14 protein-coding genes are annotated in these 15628 nt (G+C 40.9%); 1 reads left to right on the top strand and 13 read right to left on the bottom strand.

The annotated features are described in order from the left end of the window. The 4 genes from J8L71_RS17795 to J8L71_RS17780 form a co-directional block, all read right to left on the bottom strand. Positions 1 to 777 (bottom strand): deoxyribodipyrimidine photo-lyase (locus J8L71_RS17795; RefSeq protein ID WP_211001706.1); only part of this gene is annotated, 777 nt, incomplete at its 3' end. A gap of 115 nt (positions 778 to 892) precedes the next feature. Continuing rightward, entirely contained in the window at positions 893 to 1231 is a 339-nt protein-coding gene (locus tag J8L71_RS17790) for a transcriptional regulator (RefSeq protein ID WP_211001705.1), read from the bottom strand. Between the two features lie 153 nt (positions 1232 to 1384). Beyond that, positions 1385 to 2098 carry a winged helix-turn-helix domain-containing protein gene (locus J8L71_RS17785; protein ID WP_247655365.1) on the bottom strand — a complete coding sequence of 238 codons (714 nt, stop codon included), beginning with the start codon at positions 2096 to 2098 and terminating at the stop codon, positions 1385 to 1387. Positions 2099 to 2145: 47 nt separating this feature from the next. Next, positions 2146 to 3873 (bottom strand): DUF885 domain-containing protein, encoded by a 1728-nt coding sequence (locus J8L71_RS17780; protein WP_211001704.1) that lies wholly within the window; start codon positions 3871 to 3873, stop codon positions 2146 to 2148. A gap of 228 nt (positions 3874 to 4101) precedes the next feature. Here J8L71_RS17780 and J8L71_RS17775 point away from each other — a divergent pair, with 228 nt between their 5' ends. Next, positions 4102 to 4689 (top strand): DUF4202 domain-containing protein, encoded by a 588-nt coding sequence (locus J8L71_RS17775; RefSeq protein WP_211001703.1) that lies wholly within the window; start codon positions 4102 to 4104, stop codon positions 4687 to 4689. 71 nt (positions 4690 to 4760) lie between these two features. On the opposite strand, the gene der is transcribed toward J8L71_RS17775, so the two are convergent. From der to ndk, 9 genes are all read right to left on the bottom strand, one after another. Then, positions 4761 to 6227, bottom strand: a complete 1467-nt coding sequence (der, locus tag J8L71_RS17770) for a ribosome biogenesis GTPase Der (RefSeq protein ID WP_058550518.1) — start codon at positions 6225 to 6227, stop codon at positions 4761 to 4763. A 74-nt stretch (positions 6228 to 6301) separates the two neighbouring features. Further along, the gene (gene bamB / locus J8L71_RS17765; protein ID WP_211001702.1) at positions 6302 to 7480 is read right to left on the bottom strand and encodes an outer membrane protein assembly factor BamB; all 1179 of its coding nucleotides are present in this window, start codon (positions 7478 to 7480) and stop codon (positions 6302 to 6304) included. Between the two features lie 10 nt (positions 7481 to 7490). Then, the gene (locus J8L71_RS17760) at positions 7491 to 8111 is read right to left on the bottom strand and encodes a tetratricopeptide repeat protein (RefSeq protein WP_211001701.1); all 621 of its coding nucleotides are present in this window, start codon (positions 8109 to 8111) and stop codon (positions 7491 to 7493) included. Positions 8112 to 8130: 19 nt separating this feature from the next. Next, positions 8131 to 9411, bottom strand: coding sequence for a histidine--tRNA ligase (gene hisS, locus J8L71_RS17755; protein WP_211001700.1), 1281 nt, complete (start codon positions 9409 to 9411; stop codon positions 8131 to 8133). Positions 9412 to 9808: 397 nt separating this feature from the next. Next, positions 9809 to 10927: a flavodoxin-dependent (E)-4-hydroxy-3-methylbut-2-enyl-diphosphate synthase gene (ispG, locus tag J8L71_RS17750; protein WP_211001699.1), complete on the bottom strand. Its 1119-nt coding sequence runs from the start codon at positions 10925 to 10927 to the stop codon at positions 9809 to 9811. Positions 10928 to 10932: 5 nt separating this feature from the next. After that, positions 10933 to 11802 carry a RodZ domain-containing protein gene (locus J8L71_RS17745; protein ID WP_211001698.1) on the bottom strand — a complete coding sequence of 290 codons (870 nt, stop codon included), beginning with the start codon at positions 11800 to 11802 and terminating at the stop codon, positions 10933 to 10935. Continuing rightward, positions 11799 to 13670: a type IV pilus biogenesis/stability protein PilW gene (pilW, locus tag J8L71_RS17740; RefSeq protein WP_211001697.1), complete on the bottom strand. Its 1872-nt coding sequence runs from the start codon at positions 13668 to 13670 to the stop codon at positions 11799 to 11801. The genes J8L71_RS17745 and pilW overlap by 4 nt, the downstream gene beginning before the upstream one ends. A 126-nt stretch (positions 13671 to 13796) precedes the next feature. Then, complete coding sequence (locus J8L71_RS17735) at positions 13797 to 14927, bottom strand: bifunctional tRNA (adenosine(37)-C2)-methyltransferase TrmG/ribosomal RNA large subunit methyltransferase RlmN (protein ID WP_211001696.1); 1131 nt, start codon at positions 14925 to 14927, stop codon at positions 13797 to 13799. A gap of 169 nt (positions 14928 to 15096) precedes the next feature. After that, positions 15097 to 15528, bottom strand: a complete 432-nt coding sequence (gene ndk / locus J8L71_RS17730) for a nucleoside-diphosphate kinase (protein ID WP_002961288.1) — start codon at positions 15526 to 15528, stop codon at positions 15097 to 15099. Positions 15529 to 15628: the final 100 nt, after the last annotated feature.

The following is a 15628-nucleotide window of genomic DNA, read 5'->3' as shown; positions in this document are numbered from 1 at the left end:
CTCGTAATCCTCCACGGCTTTATACACTTGTTTTGCACTTAAACAGCCAAAGGCAAGCCAAGTACTAAATTTGGTTGTGTTGTTAAAGCCATCCAGCTCGTTGCGAGTCGTTTTATAGGTGCTTGGCAGTAAGCCCGAAAAGTACTGCGCTAAATGAGCTTGCGCACTTTTAAATCCGCCGTGCATTATCGCGTTGTTGTCATCAATAAGCTCAATTGGTTTAGCCGCACATAATGTTATAGGTTGGGGGAGTAAACCGTTTGGCAAAGTAGAAGGTGTAATGGGGTTATTAGCGGCCTCTACTTTTTTACGAAACGGGGTAAAGTGTTTAGGTAATTCGTTTAAATCAAAGGGGAGATCACTTTGTTTATAGAGCGTATCTTGCTGCGCCCCTGTAAATTTTGTATTGGAACAATGTGCTTTAAGTAAGTTTATTTGGCGTTGCTCGTACAGGCCAAATTGCTCACTGTATACCACTTCATCAATATTTTGCGCAGTTATACGCGCTTTTAAAAGCGATACAGGTTCGCCCTCAAGTACATGCAGGGTTTGACCGCGCTCAATAAGTGTTTGTTGTAGCTCGTACAAGCTTTGCATTAAAAACTGCTGTTTGTGTATGCCGTAAGGTTTTTGTTGGTAGTTATTATTTTTAAACCAGTGCGGGTTTATAACAAATACGATATCAAGCGCGCATTGCTGGGTAGCAAGTTCGCTTAAAATAAGGTTATCGGTTAGGCGTAAATCGTTTTGTAGCCAATATAAAATGCGTTTGCTCATACTTATGCTCTGGTTTTTATAATCATTAACCTTACGAAGCAAAAGCGGGTGAGGATTGATTTTCACTTGTATTTAATTAAGAAAGGATGAGCAAGTGTGACTTGCTCATATAGATTTACTTAGAAGATTGAGTTGCTTGGCGTATGTTTTCAGATATATAGGCAATTAAATAAACAAAAACAGTTAGTGGTAAACCAAGTATAAATAAGGCAATTTTGTACTTATTAGCAATGGTTGATTTAGGTAATGTGATTGCAAAGCAAACGCTCATGGCTAACCAAAAGAAAGCTAAAAGTGGTGATATGTTTGATTTAGAGTTAGATAAATCACACGTGCCGAATGAAATACTGGCAATAGATGCGTTACCTATTTCTATACACTTGTTGCTGTTGATAAGGCTTAATGTAATTACTGTTATGGTTAATACTAGTAATAGAGGTAATAAGTGTTTCATATTTTTTTTCCTTAATTGTTTAATTTTATGGGCTGCTCTACAGCGCCTAAACAAATTAAAACGATTGGCAAAAAATAACGATAACAAAGCCATTAACTAGTTATTATAAAGTTATAACCATGGTATTACCTTGGTTATAACTTTTATAAGTCATTATGATTCAACAGGTTGTGTTTTTACTTCAGCTATAAGCTGATAACCTCGCTTCATTACAGACTTTATATATTTGGGGTTTTTTGTGTCATTATCGTTAAGGGCTACACGTAGTTTGCTAATAACTCGCCTAACAGCGGTGTCGGTTACTATTTGATTCTCCCATACATTATTGTGTAACTCTTCTAGGCTAACTATCCTTGGTTGTTGTTCAGCTAAATAGCTTAGTACCTGTATGGATTTAGGCTCTAATGTGTAGAGGTTATCTTCTTTAATTAAAGCCTGTTGCATGCTGTCAAAAATGTACTCACCAATTATTTGCTGCTTAACGCTCGGTTTTTCTATAACAGGTTCTGCGCAATCATGGTTAGGTTGGGCTTTATTTTTTGCGGTGTTTGAATATTTTTTATAAATGCGATATACCATTATTCCAGTTAAATTCATTAATAGTACTAACGGGCTGAGTGGGAATGCACAGAGAAAAAGTAAATATTTAAAACCTACGTGTATATTTGGTTTATTAAGAGTCTGTCCGAATAACACGTTTAAAAGCATCCATATAATAAAATAAGGCGTAAGAGAAATTGAATCTGTTTGCTCCCCACAAACGCCATATTTTACGCCCTCTATGTAGTTTGATGCGTCTAAACAAAAAGCATTCGCTTGGCTGCTAAATAAAATGAGTAACATAAAAATAAGTAGTTGTTTCATCATAAAGTCCATTTAGAAAGAGGCGGTAAATAATACCGCTACTTTTAATGTTAAATAGCCGATTTTTGTTTTGCTATCCAATCGTTTATTACGTCTTCAAGTACTGCCATAGGGAGCGAGCCTTGGCCTATAACGGTGTCGTGAAAGCTGCGTATGTCAAATTTAGCGCCGAGTTCTTTTTCGGCTTTTGCACGTAGTTCGCGTATTTTAATTTCGCCCATTTTGTAAGAGAGCGCTTGGCCTGGCCATGAAATATAACGATCTATCTGATCTTCCACGGCGCTTTGCGGTAAAGCAGTGTGGCTTGCTAGGTAATCAATTGCTTTTTGGCGGCTCCAGCCAAACGCATGAATACCGGTATCAACCACTAATCGCACCGCGCGCCACATTTCGTATCCTAAACGGCCAAAATCGCTGTACGGGCTTTGATAAAAGCCAGCTTCTTTACCTAAACGTTCGGTGTAAAGTGCCCAACCTTCGCCAAATGCTGAGTGGCTAAGTGTGCGTCTAAACTGGGGGACATCTAACTCCATTGCAATAGCATTTTGTAAATGATGCCCAGGTATGGCTTCGTGTAAGCTAAGTGCTTCTAAATTATACAAAGGCTGCAGTTTAGGTGTTGAGGCTAAAAAGTAAGTGCCAGGAGAGCGGTTATCAGCAGGTGGCATATAAAACGCACCACGACTCGCTGAACCTTTAACAGTGAAGGTGTTACGCGGTAAATGATTAAAGTAGGTTGGTAATTTGCCATACATTTTTTGCGTAATAAAGGCTGTTTTTTCAAGTAAATCTTGCGCGTCCGTTGCGTAAAATTGCTCATCGGTTGCTAAAAATTCTAAAAACTCACTATAGGTGCCATCAAATTCTACTTCATCAATAATGCTTTGCATTTGCGCTTTAATACGCGCGACTTCTTTTAAGCCAAGCTCATGAATTTGCTTTGGTGTGGCGTTTGTTGTGGTGTAGTAATTAACGGTGTACTTGTAGTAATCAAGCCCGCCTTTAACGCTTGCAATACCAGGCTGCGCTCTACAGTGTGGCATATACTCATTTTTAAAAAAGTCGTAAAAATGCTGATAGGCAGGAATTACTTTGTCTTTAATTACTGCTTGTGCTTTTTGTTGTAAGTTTGCTTTTTGCGCTGTATTAAAAGTATTAGGTATACGGGTAAAAGGCTCGTAAAGGTCGCTGTTTTCGGGGTTGTTAACTATGTGCGCGCTAATGCTTTGGCTGTAATTTTCAAAGGTTTTACAATAATGAGTAAACCCTGTTTTTATACCTTCTTTCATTAAATCAATATTTTGCTGATTAAAGCGCGGGTAGTCGGCAAGGCTGGTTAAAAATGCGTTGTAATCATCGGGTGTTAAAAAAGCCATATTAGCGGGCGCTTCTGCAAAGTAAGTATGCCAGCCACTTAAAAAATTTACCGGAAAATACTTATCTTGATAAAGGTAGCTTTGTTGTTCGGTTTCTCGCTCATATTTAAATAAGCGGTAGTTCATTAGCTGCTCGTTGTTGAGCGTTTTTGGGTCAATGCTGGCTAAGCTTTTTAGTACGCTGTTGTTATAAGCTTGGCGCTTAGCAATGGCTTGCTCGCTCCAATTTGGTAATGTGCCGTTTGGTTTCCAGCCATCTGGATCGGTGCGAAAAAATATTTTTTCAGCTTTGGCGTTTTGCCAGTGGTTATCAATAATGGTTTTTAAATCACTGTTACTGTCGGCAAGGCTTGGTAGCGATGTAACAGCTAAGCAAATAGCTAAAATACTTTTTTTAAACATATTATTCTCATTTTTAGCGCGTTAATTTTTATTAGTTTACGCACATATGTTATTTTTGTTTCTAAGATAATAACAAGTTAATTTAATCAATGCGCTTACTTTTATAACCTGTACTTCTTAGTATAACTTTTTGATTGAGCAAATTTCACTGCATAACTCAGTGGCGCACTAGTTTATTGTTTTATCAGCGTTTAGAATGATTAAAACTTATTATAAAAAATGACCGTCATGTTTAATAAAGTAATCGCCCTAATTGATGAAGCTAACAGCCAAGACCCAAACACTGAGCAATTTAATGGGCAAAGCGTGCCCAAAGAAAGCCTTTATGCTACTCGAATGAGCGACATGCTTAGCCGATTTAAGCCTGATGCTGACGAGCTTATGCAAATTGCAGTGCGTGGGCAGCATATACAACGCTGGAAGTCGCCGCGTAGCGACTTTGCAATGAACAAGCAAGGCTATCATCAGTGGCGTAGTGCGCTTTACATATTTCATGCAAGTAGTGTTGTAGCGCTTATGCAGCAAGCTGGTTACAGCGAGGCTGAGCAAAACCGAGTGTACGATGCAGTCGCTAAAAATAATATTAAACGTAACCCCGACAGCCAATTAGTAGAAGATGTAGCAAGCCTTGTATTTATTGAGCATTACATGCTTGGGTTTGCAAATGCAAAACCTGATTATAATGAAGAAAAGTGGATTGGTATTATTCGCCGTACATGGCAAAAAATGTCAGATGAAGCACATGAGTTTGTATTGGCAGGTAATATTACATTGCCTGCGCCGCTTGTTGGGCTTATTCATAAAGCACTTGAATAATTTAGTGCATAAAAAAACGGCGTACTAAAAAGTACGCCGTTTTTATTGCAATAAACTAATTTTTAATAAATTTATTTATTACGGTTTTCTTTTGCAAATGCACGTATTTTACGTTTTTGCGAAAGCGTTACTTTATTAGTACGCCCTGCAAATGGGTTATCACCTTCTCTAAATTCAATTTTGATTGGGGTGCCCATAATTTTAAGTGCTTTACGGTAGTAGTTCATAAGGTAGCGTTTGTAGCTATCTGGTAAATCGTGAACTTGGTTACCATGAATTACAATACGTGGCGGGTTATAACCACCGGCATGCGCGTATTTAAGCTTAACACGGCGACCACGAACAAGTGGCGGCTGGTGATCGGCCTGTGCCATGTCCATAATACGGCGAAGCATTGCGGTGCTAATACGCTTAGTTGCTGACTCGTACGCTTCATCAACCGACTCAAATAAGTGGCCAACACCTGTACCGTGAAGTGCCGATATAAAGTGCAAGCGTGCAAAGTCAATAAAGCCTAAACGGCGATCAAGCTCTGTTTTAATACGGTCTTTAACGTAATCATCAAGCCCATCCCATTTGTTCACGGCAATAACCAATGAACGACCTGAGTTAAGCGCAAAACCTAATAAACTTAAGTCTTGATCAGAAATACCATCGCGAGCATCAACAACAAGTAGTACAACGTTTGCATCTTCAATTGCTTGAAGTGTTTTAATTACTGAGAATTTCTCAACTACGTCGCTTACTTTTTTACGCTTACGAACACCAGCGGTATCGATTAAAATATATTCTTTGTCGTTACGAGTCATCGGAATATAAATAGAGTCGCGGGTTGTGCCTGGCATATCGTATACAATGACACGTTCTTCACCGAGTATACGGTTTGTAAGTGTTGACTTACCTACGTTAGGGCGGCCGATAATAGCCAGCTTTACAGGTTTATCTGCAAATGCTTGATGGTCTGTATCGTCGCCTTCACCTTCTTGATAAAGGTCAATTAGGCTTTCGTCATCGTCTGTTACATCTTCGTCTTGTGCAGCTAGTTCAGCAATTACTGGCTGAAGAGTTTGCTCAAGTAGTAATGTAATACCACGGCCATGAGCAGCAGCAATATGGTGTATCTCACCTAATGATAACTGGTAAAATTCAGCACAGTTTGAGTCTGCATCAATACCATCGGTTTTGTTAGCAACCACAAAGCTCTTTTTCTCTTGCTTGCGCAAGTGATTAGCAATGGCTTGGTCTGCTACGGTCATACCTACGCGGGCATCAACCAAAAACAACACTATATCGGCTTCTTCAATGGCGAGTAATGACTGATCAGCCATTTCTGTTTCAATGCCTTCTTCAGAGCCATCAATACCACCCGTGTCTACCACGATAAATTCAAAGCCATCGTAATTAGCTTGGCCATATTTTCTATCTCGTGTTAAACCTGGAAAATCGGCTACGAGTGCATCACGAGTACGTGTTAAACGGTTAAATAATGTGGATTTGCCCACATTGGGTCGCCCAACTAGAGCGATCACGGGAAGCATAAACTACCTCTTTAAAAAACAACAAAAGGCTTCGCAGTGCGAAGCCTTACAAAAAACCTTTAAGTGTTAGCTAGTTAGTTAGGTATGTTTACCACACTAACTTCACCATCACGGGTGTATAAAATTAGCTTGTCGTCGGCAACAATAGGCTCAACAAAAAAGCCTGAGCTGTCAAAGTCTTCGCGAGATACTAACTCGCCAGTTTCTTTGTTAAGCCAATGTAGGTTACCTTCTTGGTCACCTAAAGCTAAGTGGTTACCCGCAACTGCAGGACCTGTTAGGTACCAACCACGTAGAGCGGGTTGGCTCCAACGTTCAATACCTGAATTTTTATCTAATGCGTAAATAACACCATCGCTATCTACTAAGTAGATAGTTTGTGCATCCATCGCAATTTCGCGGTAGCTGCTGTATTCACGTTTCCACACCACATTGCCAGAGCGAATATCAACTGCTGCAAGATTGCCGTTGTAGGCAATTGCGTAGGCATATGGGCCGCTAATAAGAGGCTGAGTATCTACGTCAACAAGGCGTTCAAATTCTGATGCACCTTTAGCAACTGCTATTTCGGCACTCCATGCAGAATAACCACTGTCTGAAATTAATACGCTAAGTTTGCCTGTTTCAAGGCCTACTAATACACCACCGTTTGCAACAGTTGGTGAGCTTTGTCCGCGTAATGTTAGTGGCGGAACTTCTTGTTCAAAGCTCCAGCGCTCTTCGCCAGTATCTGGGTGAAGGGCTAACAATTTACCCGAACCTAAATTTGCAAAGACTAGGCCATCACCTGCTGTTGGTTTAGACAGAGATTCGCCTGGTACTTGTTTACGCCAAACCTCTTCACCGGTTTCGCGGTCAAGGGCAATAATAAAGCCATGTTCAGAACCTATGTATATTTTACCATAGGCTTGTAAAATGCCACCTGATAATTTTGCAGTGCCGTTGTCACTCCAAGGCCAAAATGATACATCTTGGCGAACATCGGTTTCCCATTTTACATCACCATTAGCTAGCGATAACGCTTCTACTTGGCCTTCGCGGCTGGCAACAAAAATAGTATCTTTATATACCGCTGGCGATAAACGAGAGAAATAATGCTCAACGCCATCACCCACTGATTCTTGCCAAACTACGTCTGTTTCAAATTGATTGACAATTTCAGGTAGTACTAGTTCGTCTTCATCATCGCTTGATGAGCAACCCATTAATGTTGCCATACATAAGGCAAGCGTTGCTGTAGTTATTTTTCTCATACCTAAAACCTTATGCCGCTGGGCTAGTTACTGCTAGGTCATCTAACTTAATTTGTAAAAGTGGGTTACCTGTTAATCCACCTGCATCTACTGCTGCTTGATACGCAGTACGAGCTTGTTCTGCATTACCTTGCTCTGTGTAAATATCGCCTTTAAGCTCGGCAACGTTTGCATCAAATGCTTCTGGTAATGGTGCATTTAGTGTAGATAATGCATCGTCATATTTAGTTTGTGCAATTTGAATACGCGCTAAACGTGTAATAGCAATTGCTTTTAACTCTGTGTTTTCAACGTTTGATACTATCCAGCTTAATTTTTCGCTAGCAACATCTAACTTTTGCGCTTCTACAGCATCTTTAGCAGCTACAAATGCCGCTAGGGTTGCGTAGTTTGTGTCTTTGTTTTCGCTAATAAATGTATCTGCAGATGATAAAACATCATCACTTTCAACAAGCTTAGTGTATGAATCAGACGCTTGCTCAGCGGTAGTAATTTGGTTTTGGTTATATGCTTTCCAGCCATATAAACCGCCTAAACCAACAATTACACCTAGCGCAAGTGAAAGGCCGTTTTCACGGAAAAAGCGCTTAATGGCTTCTGCTTGTTGTTCTTCTGTTGAATAAATGTCCATTCTTACCTCTAATGTTCGCTTAGCCGTTTATAAGCTCAGCTAGTAGCGCTTTAGCTTGTTCTAATTCTAATGTGACTTGTTCTTTACGCTCGCGTAAATATTTTATGGTCACAACGCCTTTTTCTAATTCATCTTCACCAATAATCACTGCAACAAGTGCATCGCTTTTATCAGCACGTTTTAATTGTTTTTTAAAGTTACCGCCACCAGCATGAACCATAACGCGTAAACCTGGTACGTCGCTGCGAAGTTGCGCTGCTATAGCTGGTGCTTGAATGCTGGCTTTGTCGCCCATTGCCGCTAAATATACATCAGCATTACGACGAATGTCACCTACGCACTCAAGTGCTTGTAGTAACAGTACTAAGCGCTCTAAACCCATTGCAAAACCAACTGCTGGCGTTGCTTTACCGCCAAGTTGCTCAACTAAGCCGTCGTAGCGTCCGCCGGCACACACTGTACCTTGTGCACCTAGGCTATCTGTTACCCATTCAAAAACTGTACGGTTGTAGTAGTCTAAACCACGCACTAACTTTTCATTAACCGTGTATATGACGCCAGCTGCGTCTAAACGTTCACATAAATTTTCAAAATGTTCTTTTGATTCAGCATCTAAATGCTCAGACAATTTAGGCGCATCTACTAAGATTGCTTGAACGTCTGGATTTTTGCTATCGAGTACACGCAATGGGTTTGAATACATACGGCGTTTTGAATCTTCATCAAGCACGTCGGTATGTTGCTCAAGGTAGGCCACTAAAGCATCGCGGTAATCGGCGCGCGCTTCGTTAGATCCTAAAGAATTTAGCTCTAAACGTACGTGCTCGCTAATGCCAAACGCTTTCCATAATTGGGCTGTTAATAAAATAACTTCTGCGTCTATGTCGGCTGTGGCAATGCCAAATGTTTCTAAACCAAATTGGTGAAACTGACGGTAACGACCTTTTTGCGGGCGTTCATGGCGAAACATTGGGCCCATGTACCAAAGGCGTTGCTCTTGGTTGTACAGTAAACCATTTTGGTTACCTGCACGTACACACACTGCGGTGCCTTCTGGGCGAAGTGTTAGCAAGTCGCCATTGCGATCGGCAAAGGTGTACATTTCTTTTTCTACTATATCGGTAACTTCACCAATAGAGCGTTTAAATAAATCGGTTGATTCTACAATAGGAAAACGAATTTCTTGATAACCGAACGAAGCTACTGTCTCGCGTAAAATGTTTTCTACTTTCTGCCAAACTTGCGTGTCGCCCGGCAGACAATCGTTCATACCGCGAACTGCCTGAATTTGTTTTGCCACTGATAAATCCTAATTACTGTTTATGTGTAATAAAAAAATGCTTACACAACAAGAATGCTAAAAATTGACCCGACATTATATACCCAAATGACCCCATGATGCGAGTTTCAGTTGGAATTAAAAGCGATTTAGGCAAGGCATTGATTGAAAGTAATAGTGGTTCTATTGTTAAAATCAATAACGCAGTATAAATCGCTTTTAAACCAACCCGTTGGGCGGTTCACAGACACTTACTCTCATCGTTGTTACTTTTTAAAAGGGGTTGACATTCTTGCAAAGTAACGCCTTGATATTAAGAGCCTGTGAAACGCTGAATTCTGTATCTTGGGGTCGTTTGGGTATCCTCTAGCTATAAAGGTAAATGCCAAACACCGTGGTTTGGCGCTTTATACGGTATTTATTCGACTATTTTAACGTCGATAGGTGTTTGCTGCTCTTTTTGAGCAATAAAGTCGCGCACGTAGCCTTCAAGTTGGTCAACAATGTTGTTGTTATCTATACGTGCTTTTTGGCGTTCGCCGTTAATGTATAAACCTGAGCGACGGTTTGCACCTGCAAGACCAATATCACTTACTAGTGCTTCGCCTGGGCCATTTACAACACAGCCAATTACCGAAACCGATACCGGTTCAATAATATCTTCAAGACGTTCTTCAAGCTGGTTCATGGTGTTCACTACATCAAATTCTTGGCGTGAGCAGCTAGGGCAGGCAATAAAGTTAATACCGCGTGAGCGTATACGCAGCGATTTTAGAATATCAAAGCCTACTTTTATTTCTTGTACTGGATCGGCAGCAAGCGATACACGTAGCGTGTCGCCAATGCCTTCAGCAAGTAACATACCTAAGCCAACAGCTGATTTAACCGAACCTGAGCGCATGCCGCCAGCTTCAGTGATCCCTAAATGCAATGGCTGATCTATTTCTTTAGCAAGTAAACGATACGCGCCTACCGCTAAAAATACGTCTGACGCTTTTACCGATATTTTAAACTGATCAAAATCAAGGCGACGTAATATATCTACATGGCGCATTGCTGATTCGAGTAATGCCTCGGGCGTTGGCTCGCCGTATTTTTCTTGTAAGTCGCGCTCAAGTGAGCCACCGTTTACGCCAATACGAATAGGAATGTTATGTTCGCGTGCAGAGTCAACTACGGCTCTAATACGCTCTTCGCTACCTATATTACCTGGATTTATACGCAAGCAATCTACGCCATATTTTGCCACTTTTAAGGCTATGCGGTAATCAAAGTGAATATCGGCAACAAGCGGAATACTTACTTGCTCTTTTATACTTTTGAACGCTTGTGCTGCGTCCATAGTCGGTACTGATACGCGTACTATGTCGGCACCAGCATCTTGTATAGCTTGAATTTGTGCAACGGTTGCATCAACGTCCATGGTGTCGGTGTTGGTCATCGATTGCACTGCAATAGGGGCACCATCACCAATAGGCACGTTACCTACATTAATACGGGTGGATTTTCTGCGTTTAATTGGAGATTCTGAAAACATAGCGACTACTCTGCTAATGGTAATTTAAATTTAGCTAAACGATTTTTAGGGAACGATGAAATATCAACAGGTTCGCCGTTTAGGGTAATACTTACAACGTCATGCTTACCCAGCACAACAGAAAAAGGAGGGGTGCCGCTTACGGTCATTTTGTAGCCTGCTTTTTTAACACCAAATGCTACTTTTTCTCCTTCGCTATCGTAAATTTCAACCCAACTTTCATCGTTAAAGTTCATTACAATCGTACTTAGGCTATCTGTACTTTGTTCTTGTTGTGCCGCAGGTGCTGCTTCAACAGGCGTTTGTGGCGTGGGTATTTCGCTAGTTGCAAGTGTGCTTTGCGGCGTTAATAACGATTCGTCATCTATTTGGGCTTGTTGCTCTTGTTGTAAAACTGTTGGCTGCGCAGCTTGGCGTTCACTCATTTTTGAGTTCTCGACATTTATGTTGCTGGTTTGCTCTTCAATTGGGGTCGCATTTTGCCAAAACCATAAAGCAGACGAGCCAATAACAATCGCCAAAATTAAGTAACTAAATAGCATTAAGCGGCTATCGTTTGCTTCTTTTTCTGTGCGACGCGAAAAACTTTGCATGTTAGCTGGCTTTGTAGGCTCAGGCGGCGCAGGCATCATCGCTATTATCGGAGCGCTATCAACTTTTAATTCGCGGCAATAGTTTTTTATATACCCTTTTACAAACGTAATAGGACCTAGTAATGCAAATTCGTCGTTTTCAAGGCGCTGTACTTGTAATTCAGACAGCTTTAATGGGGCTGCGATAGTTTTTATGCTAACGCTTGCTTGCTCACGGTGTTTTTTTAGTATTTGGCCTACCGTAGGTTGCTCGCTTTGAGCTTGCGTATTTTCTTCATTCATAATGTGTACGAGTCTGGATCCACTAGTAAAAGTCTATGTCCTGGCGTTAATGCTATATCAGGACTTAATTTATTCCATCGCATTAATTCATCAATTAATACATGCCGCTGGGTAGCTATATCGTAAAGGGAATCGCCAGCTTTAATTTCGTGATAAATATTAGGATCGTTTAGGTAAATTTTACTTCCGTTCATCACCCGATCCGACTCTTTTAAACCATTCCATTGCAAGAGTTTTTGTAGTTTAACATTGTATCGCACCGAAATGCTAAATAGGTTTTCGCCAGCAGCAATTACATGAAACGGTACTCGCAAAGCGGGCACTTTAGGATTGAGCATTGGGGGCTCGGTTTTTTTCACTGCATCGTAAGGTTTAAACTCAATATCTGAGCTACTTTGGTAATCGTTATTTTTAAACACGCCGGCATCTTTAGTGGTTTCGTAAAATACTACGTCAGCGCCTTCATTTTTTACTGTACTTACAGGTGCAGTTATTGTGTTGTTTGTTGCTTGCGGCGAGTTAAAATTGGCTGTTTTAGGTGCGCCAAATGAAATTATTTTAACTTCATCGTCGGTTGTCGCAGGAGCGTTCATAGCGTTAGCAGTCGTTGGCGTAGAAACACTCGGTTTAGGTGTGCTTTTTTGTTTGCTTTCTGGCTGAGGAGCAATGTTATCTGCCGAGTCGTGCTCTGTAGTAAGTGCTAGCATAACTGCTGATGTATCGGTTGGTGCACTTGGTGTTAATACTTTTTCACTTGGTGCCGGTTTTGCTGCAGGGGCTTTGTTTGTAACTGCAGGTGCTACATTTGCTAGCTGCTTTGTGCTTTCATTAACTTGGTTGCTAGTTGCTGCTTGTGCTGGCTCTATTTGTGTTTTTCGGGCTATAACTGGGTTTGCGTCTTGCGCTGCTAGTGGTAGTGTTTCTGGTTTATTGTTTTTAGCAACTAAGCTGATAGAGTTATCAAGCGATGCGCTTTTTTTTCTGACAATTTTTATTTTTGGTTTAGCGCCAACGTAAGCGCCCGTTTCGTCTTCTTTTAACTCATCTAATTTAGCCTTGCGGTATTTTTCGCGTAGCATTTCAAACTCGTTAAAGCGTGTGCGATTTTCTCTTATTGCGTAAGCTTCGTTACTACTTGGGTAAGTTTGTAAAATAGTAGCGGCTATTTTTTCCGACTCTTCTATTCTGCCCATTTTATTTTTAACTAAGTAGCTAAGCATTAAAGCACGAGAAGATACTCGCCCTGTATCGTCATATCGTTTTACAAGTTCGCCGGCTTTGTGTAAATCGCTTTTAGCGTAGTACAGTGCTGCTAAACTTATTAAAGTAGATGTACGTTGTGAGCTATGATTGAGCGCTTGCTTAAAGTAGCTTTCGGCGTTTTCAAAGTCGTCAAACTCAATGGCACATAAGGCTAAGTTTTCGTAGCTTTCGGCAACTCGAATATAGCTGGGTACGTCAATGGCTTTCAAAAATTGGTCTGTCGCGCGGTCGTATTCATCAATACCACACAAAAATACGCCGTAGTTATTTAGGGTATTAGGGTCGTCTGGTTTGATATCAAGTGCTTTTTGGTAAGCTTTATCTGCACGTGCGTTTTCGCCAACTTGTTGGTAGTAATAAGCAAGAGAGTAGTGAACTTCAGGTAAGTTTGGGGCGAACTCAGATGCGCGTTCTAAATTATATTTTGCTTGGGAGTTATTACCCGCTTTTAAGTACTGAAGGGCTAAAGCTATGCGTGTGCGTGCTGCGCCAGCATTGTTAATTTTATTATTGACGACAGGTTTGTTACTTCCGTTATAACTACTTTCGCTAACACAGCCACTTAGGGCAAGTGCTGATAGTGTTAAAGCAAGTATAGATCGCATTACCTTGTCTCTTTATTTTTGTCCATAGCGCCTATCTTACCTAAAACCTCTCGTGTTGCATCATTTATTTAAAAATAAACAACTTAACCACCCTACATAGGTAAATTACGCAGGGTGGATATAGGCTTATGCTTGCTGAATATTAACGCTAATGGCGTTATCGTCACGCATTTTCTTTTTCGCCATACGTTTTGTACGGTCAACTACATCACCTGCTAATTGACCACAGGCTGCGTCAATATCATCGCCTCGAGTACGGCGCACAATACAGGTAATGCCGGCTGCTTGTAAAACCTTAGAAAAACGGTCAATTCGGCTATTGCTAGAGCGCGTGTATTCGTTACCCGGGAACGGGTTAAATGGAATAAGGTTCACTTTACACGGTGTACCTTTTAACGTTTTAACTAATTCCTGAGCTTGATCAGTGCTGTCGTTAACGCCGTTAAGCATTACGTATTCAATGGTTACGTCTTTATTTGCTTTAGAGCCATCAATGTAACGACGACATGCCGCTAAAAACTCTTCAATAGGGTACTTTTTATTAATAGGTACTAAAATATCACGCAGTGTGTTATCTGGGGCGTGAAGTGAAATAGCAAGCGCTACGTCAATCTTCTCTTTTAATAAATCAAGTGCAGGTACTACACCCGATGTACTTAATGTTACGCGGCGCTTAGATAAGCCAAAGCCCCAATCGTCCATCATTAATTCCATTGCTGGTACTACGTTTTTAACGTTAAGTAATGGCTCGCCCATACCCATCATTACTACGTTGGTAACAGGGCGTTTTTCGCTGTTGCCATCAAGGCCAATATCTTTAGCTACGCGCCATACTTGGCCAATTATTTCTGATACTTTTAAGTTGCGGTTAAAGCCTTGTTGCGCGGTAGAACAAAACGTACATTCTAAAGCACAGCCAACTTGTGAAGATACACATAACGTTGCACGTTCTTTTTCTGGGATCCACACAGCTTCTACTTCTTGGCCGCCTTCAAGTACTAATGCGTATTTGATTGTGCCGTCGCTTGCTTGTTGGCGTACAGATATTTCTGGTGCAACAATTTCGCATTCGTTTTTAAGCTTTTCTTTAAGCTTTTTATTTACGTTGCTCATTTCGTCGAAGTTATCTACGCCAAAATGATAAATCCATTTCATCACCTGGTCGCCACGAAATGGCTTTTCACCGAACGATACAAATAGCTCGCGCATTGCATCTCGGTTTAAATCTAATAAGTTAATCTTTTTTTGCTCGGTCATGAAACAACCTCAATCGGTGACGGTGGAGATAAAAATTTACAAGGACGAATTGTACACAATTCACTCAGTTTAATCATTAAGTAAAATATCAAAAATGTACTTATGAATACTTTACGTAATGACTAAAAAAGGGCCCGAAAGCCCTTTTCATTTTGTTAACGAGTTCGAATTAACGAGTACGTGAACAAAGCTCTTCGTCAGCGAAGAAGTACGCGATTTCGCGAGCAGCAGATTCAACAGCGTCAGAACCGTGAACAGCGTTTTCGTCGATGCTATCAGCGTAGTCTGCACGTAAAGTACCAGCTAGTGCTTCAGCAGGGTTAGTAGCACCCATGATTTCACGGTTTTTAAGAACAGCGTTTTCGCCTTCAAGAACTGTAACCATTACTGGACCAGATGTCATGAAAGATACTAAAGCGCCAAAGAAAGGACGCTCGCTGTGCTCTGCGTAGAAACCTTCAGCTTTCTCTTGTGAAAGGTGAACCATTTTAGCTGCAACGATTTTAAGGCCAGCAGTTTCGAAACGGTTGTAGATAGCGCCAATGTGGTTTTTAGCTACTGCATCTGGTTTTACGATTGAGAAAGTACGCTCTAAAGCCATCTTTATGCTCCAATAATTTATAAGTAAAAGTGTGAATATTAACGGGCGCGAATTATACGCGCTTTAGCTGAAAAATCCTAATTTTATTAAAAACCAGTTT

Origin of the sequence: Pseudoalteromonas sp. MMG007, from assembly GCF_018100985.1 — a bacterium.
Taxonomy (GTDB): Bacteria; Pseudomonadota; Gammaproteobacteria; order Enterobacterales; family Alteromonadaceae; genus Pseudoalteromonas.
The sequence above is the reverse complement of the archived record's forward strand: the minus strand, read 5'-3'. Positions and strand labels throughout refer to the sequence as shown.

Coding starts and splice junctions, on each gene's coding strand:
- J8L71_RS17790 (WP_211001705.1), bottom strand. CDS start 1,231: ATGAAACACTTATTACCTCTATTACTAGTATTAACCATAACAGTAATT.
- J8L71_RS17785 (WP_247655365.1), bottom strand. CDS start 2,098: ATGATGAAACAACTACTTATTTTTATGTTACTCATTTTATTTAGCAGC.
- J8L71_RS17780 (WP_211001704.1), bottom strand. CDS start 3,873: ATGTTTAAAAAAAGTATTTTAGCTATTTGCTTAGCTGTTACATCGCTA.
- J8L71_RS17775 (WP_211001703.1), top strand. CDS start 4,102: ATGTTTAATAAAGTAATCGCCCTAATTGATGAAGCTAACAGCCAAGAC.
- der (WP_058550518.1), bottom strand. CDS start 6,227: ATGCTTCCCGTGATCGCTCTAGTTGGGCGACCCAATGTGGGCAAATCC.
- bamB (WP_211001702.1), bottom strand. CDS start 7,480: ATGAGAAAAATAACTACAGCAACGCTTGCCTTATGTATGGCAACATTA.
- J8L71_RS17760 (WP_211001701.1), bottom strand. CDS start 8,111: ATGGACATTTATTCAACAGAAGAACAACAAGCAGAAGCCATTAAGCGC.
- ispG (WP_211001699.1), bottom strand. CDS start 10,927: ATGTTTTCAGAATCTCCAATTAAACGCAGAAAATCCACCCGTATTAAT.
- J8L71_RS17745 (WP_211001698.1), bottom strand. CDS start 11,802: ATGAATGAAGAAAATACGCAAGCTCAAAGCGAGCAACCTACGGTAGGC.
- pilW (WP_211001697.1), bottom strand. CDS start 13,670: ATGCGATCTATACTTGCTTTAACACTATCAGCACTTGCCCTAAGTGGC.
- J8L71_RS17735 (WP_211001696.1), bottom strand. CDS start 14,927: ATGACCGAGCAAAAAAAGATTAACTTATTAGATTTAAACCGAGATGCA.
- ndk (WP_002961288.1), bottom strand. CDS start 15,528: ATGGCTTTAGAGCGTACTTTCTCAATCGTAAAACCAGATGCAGTAGCT.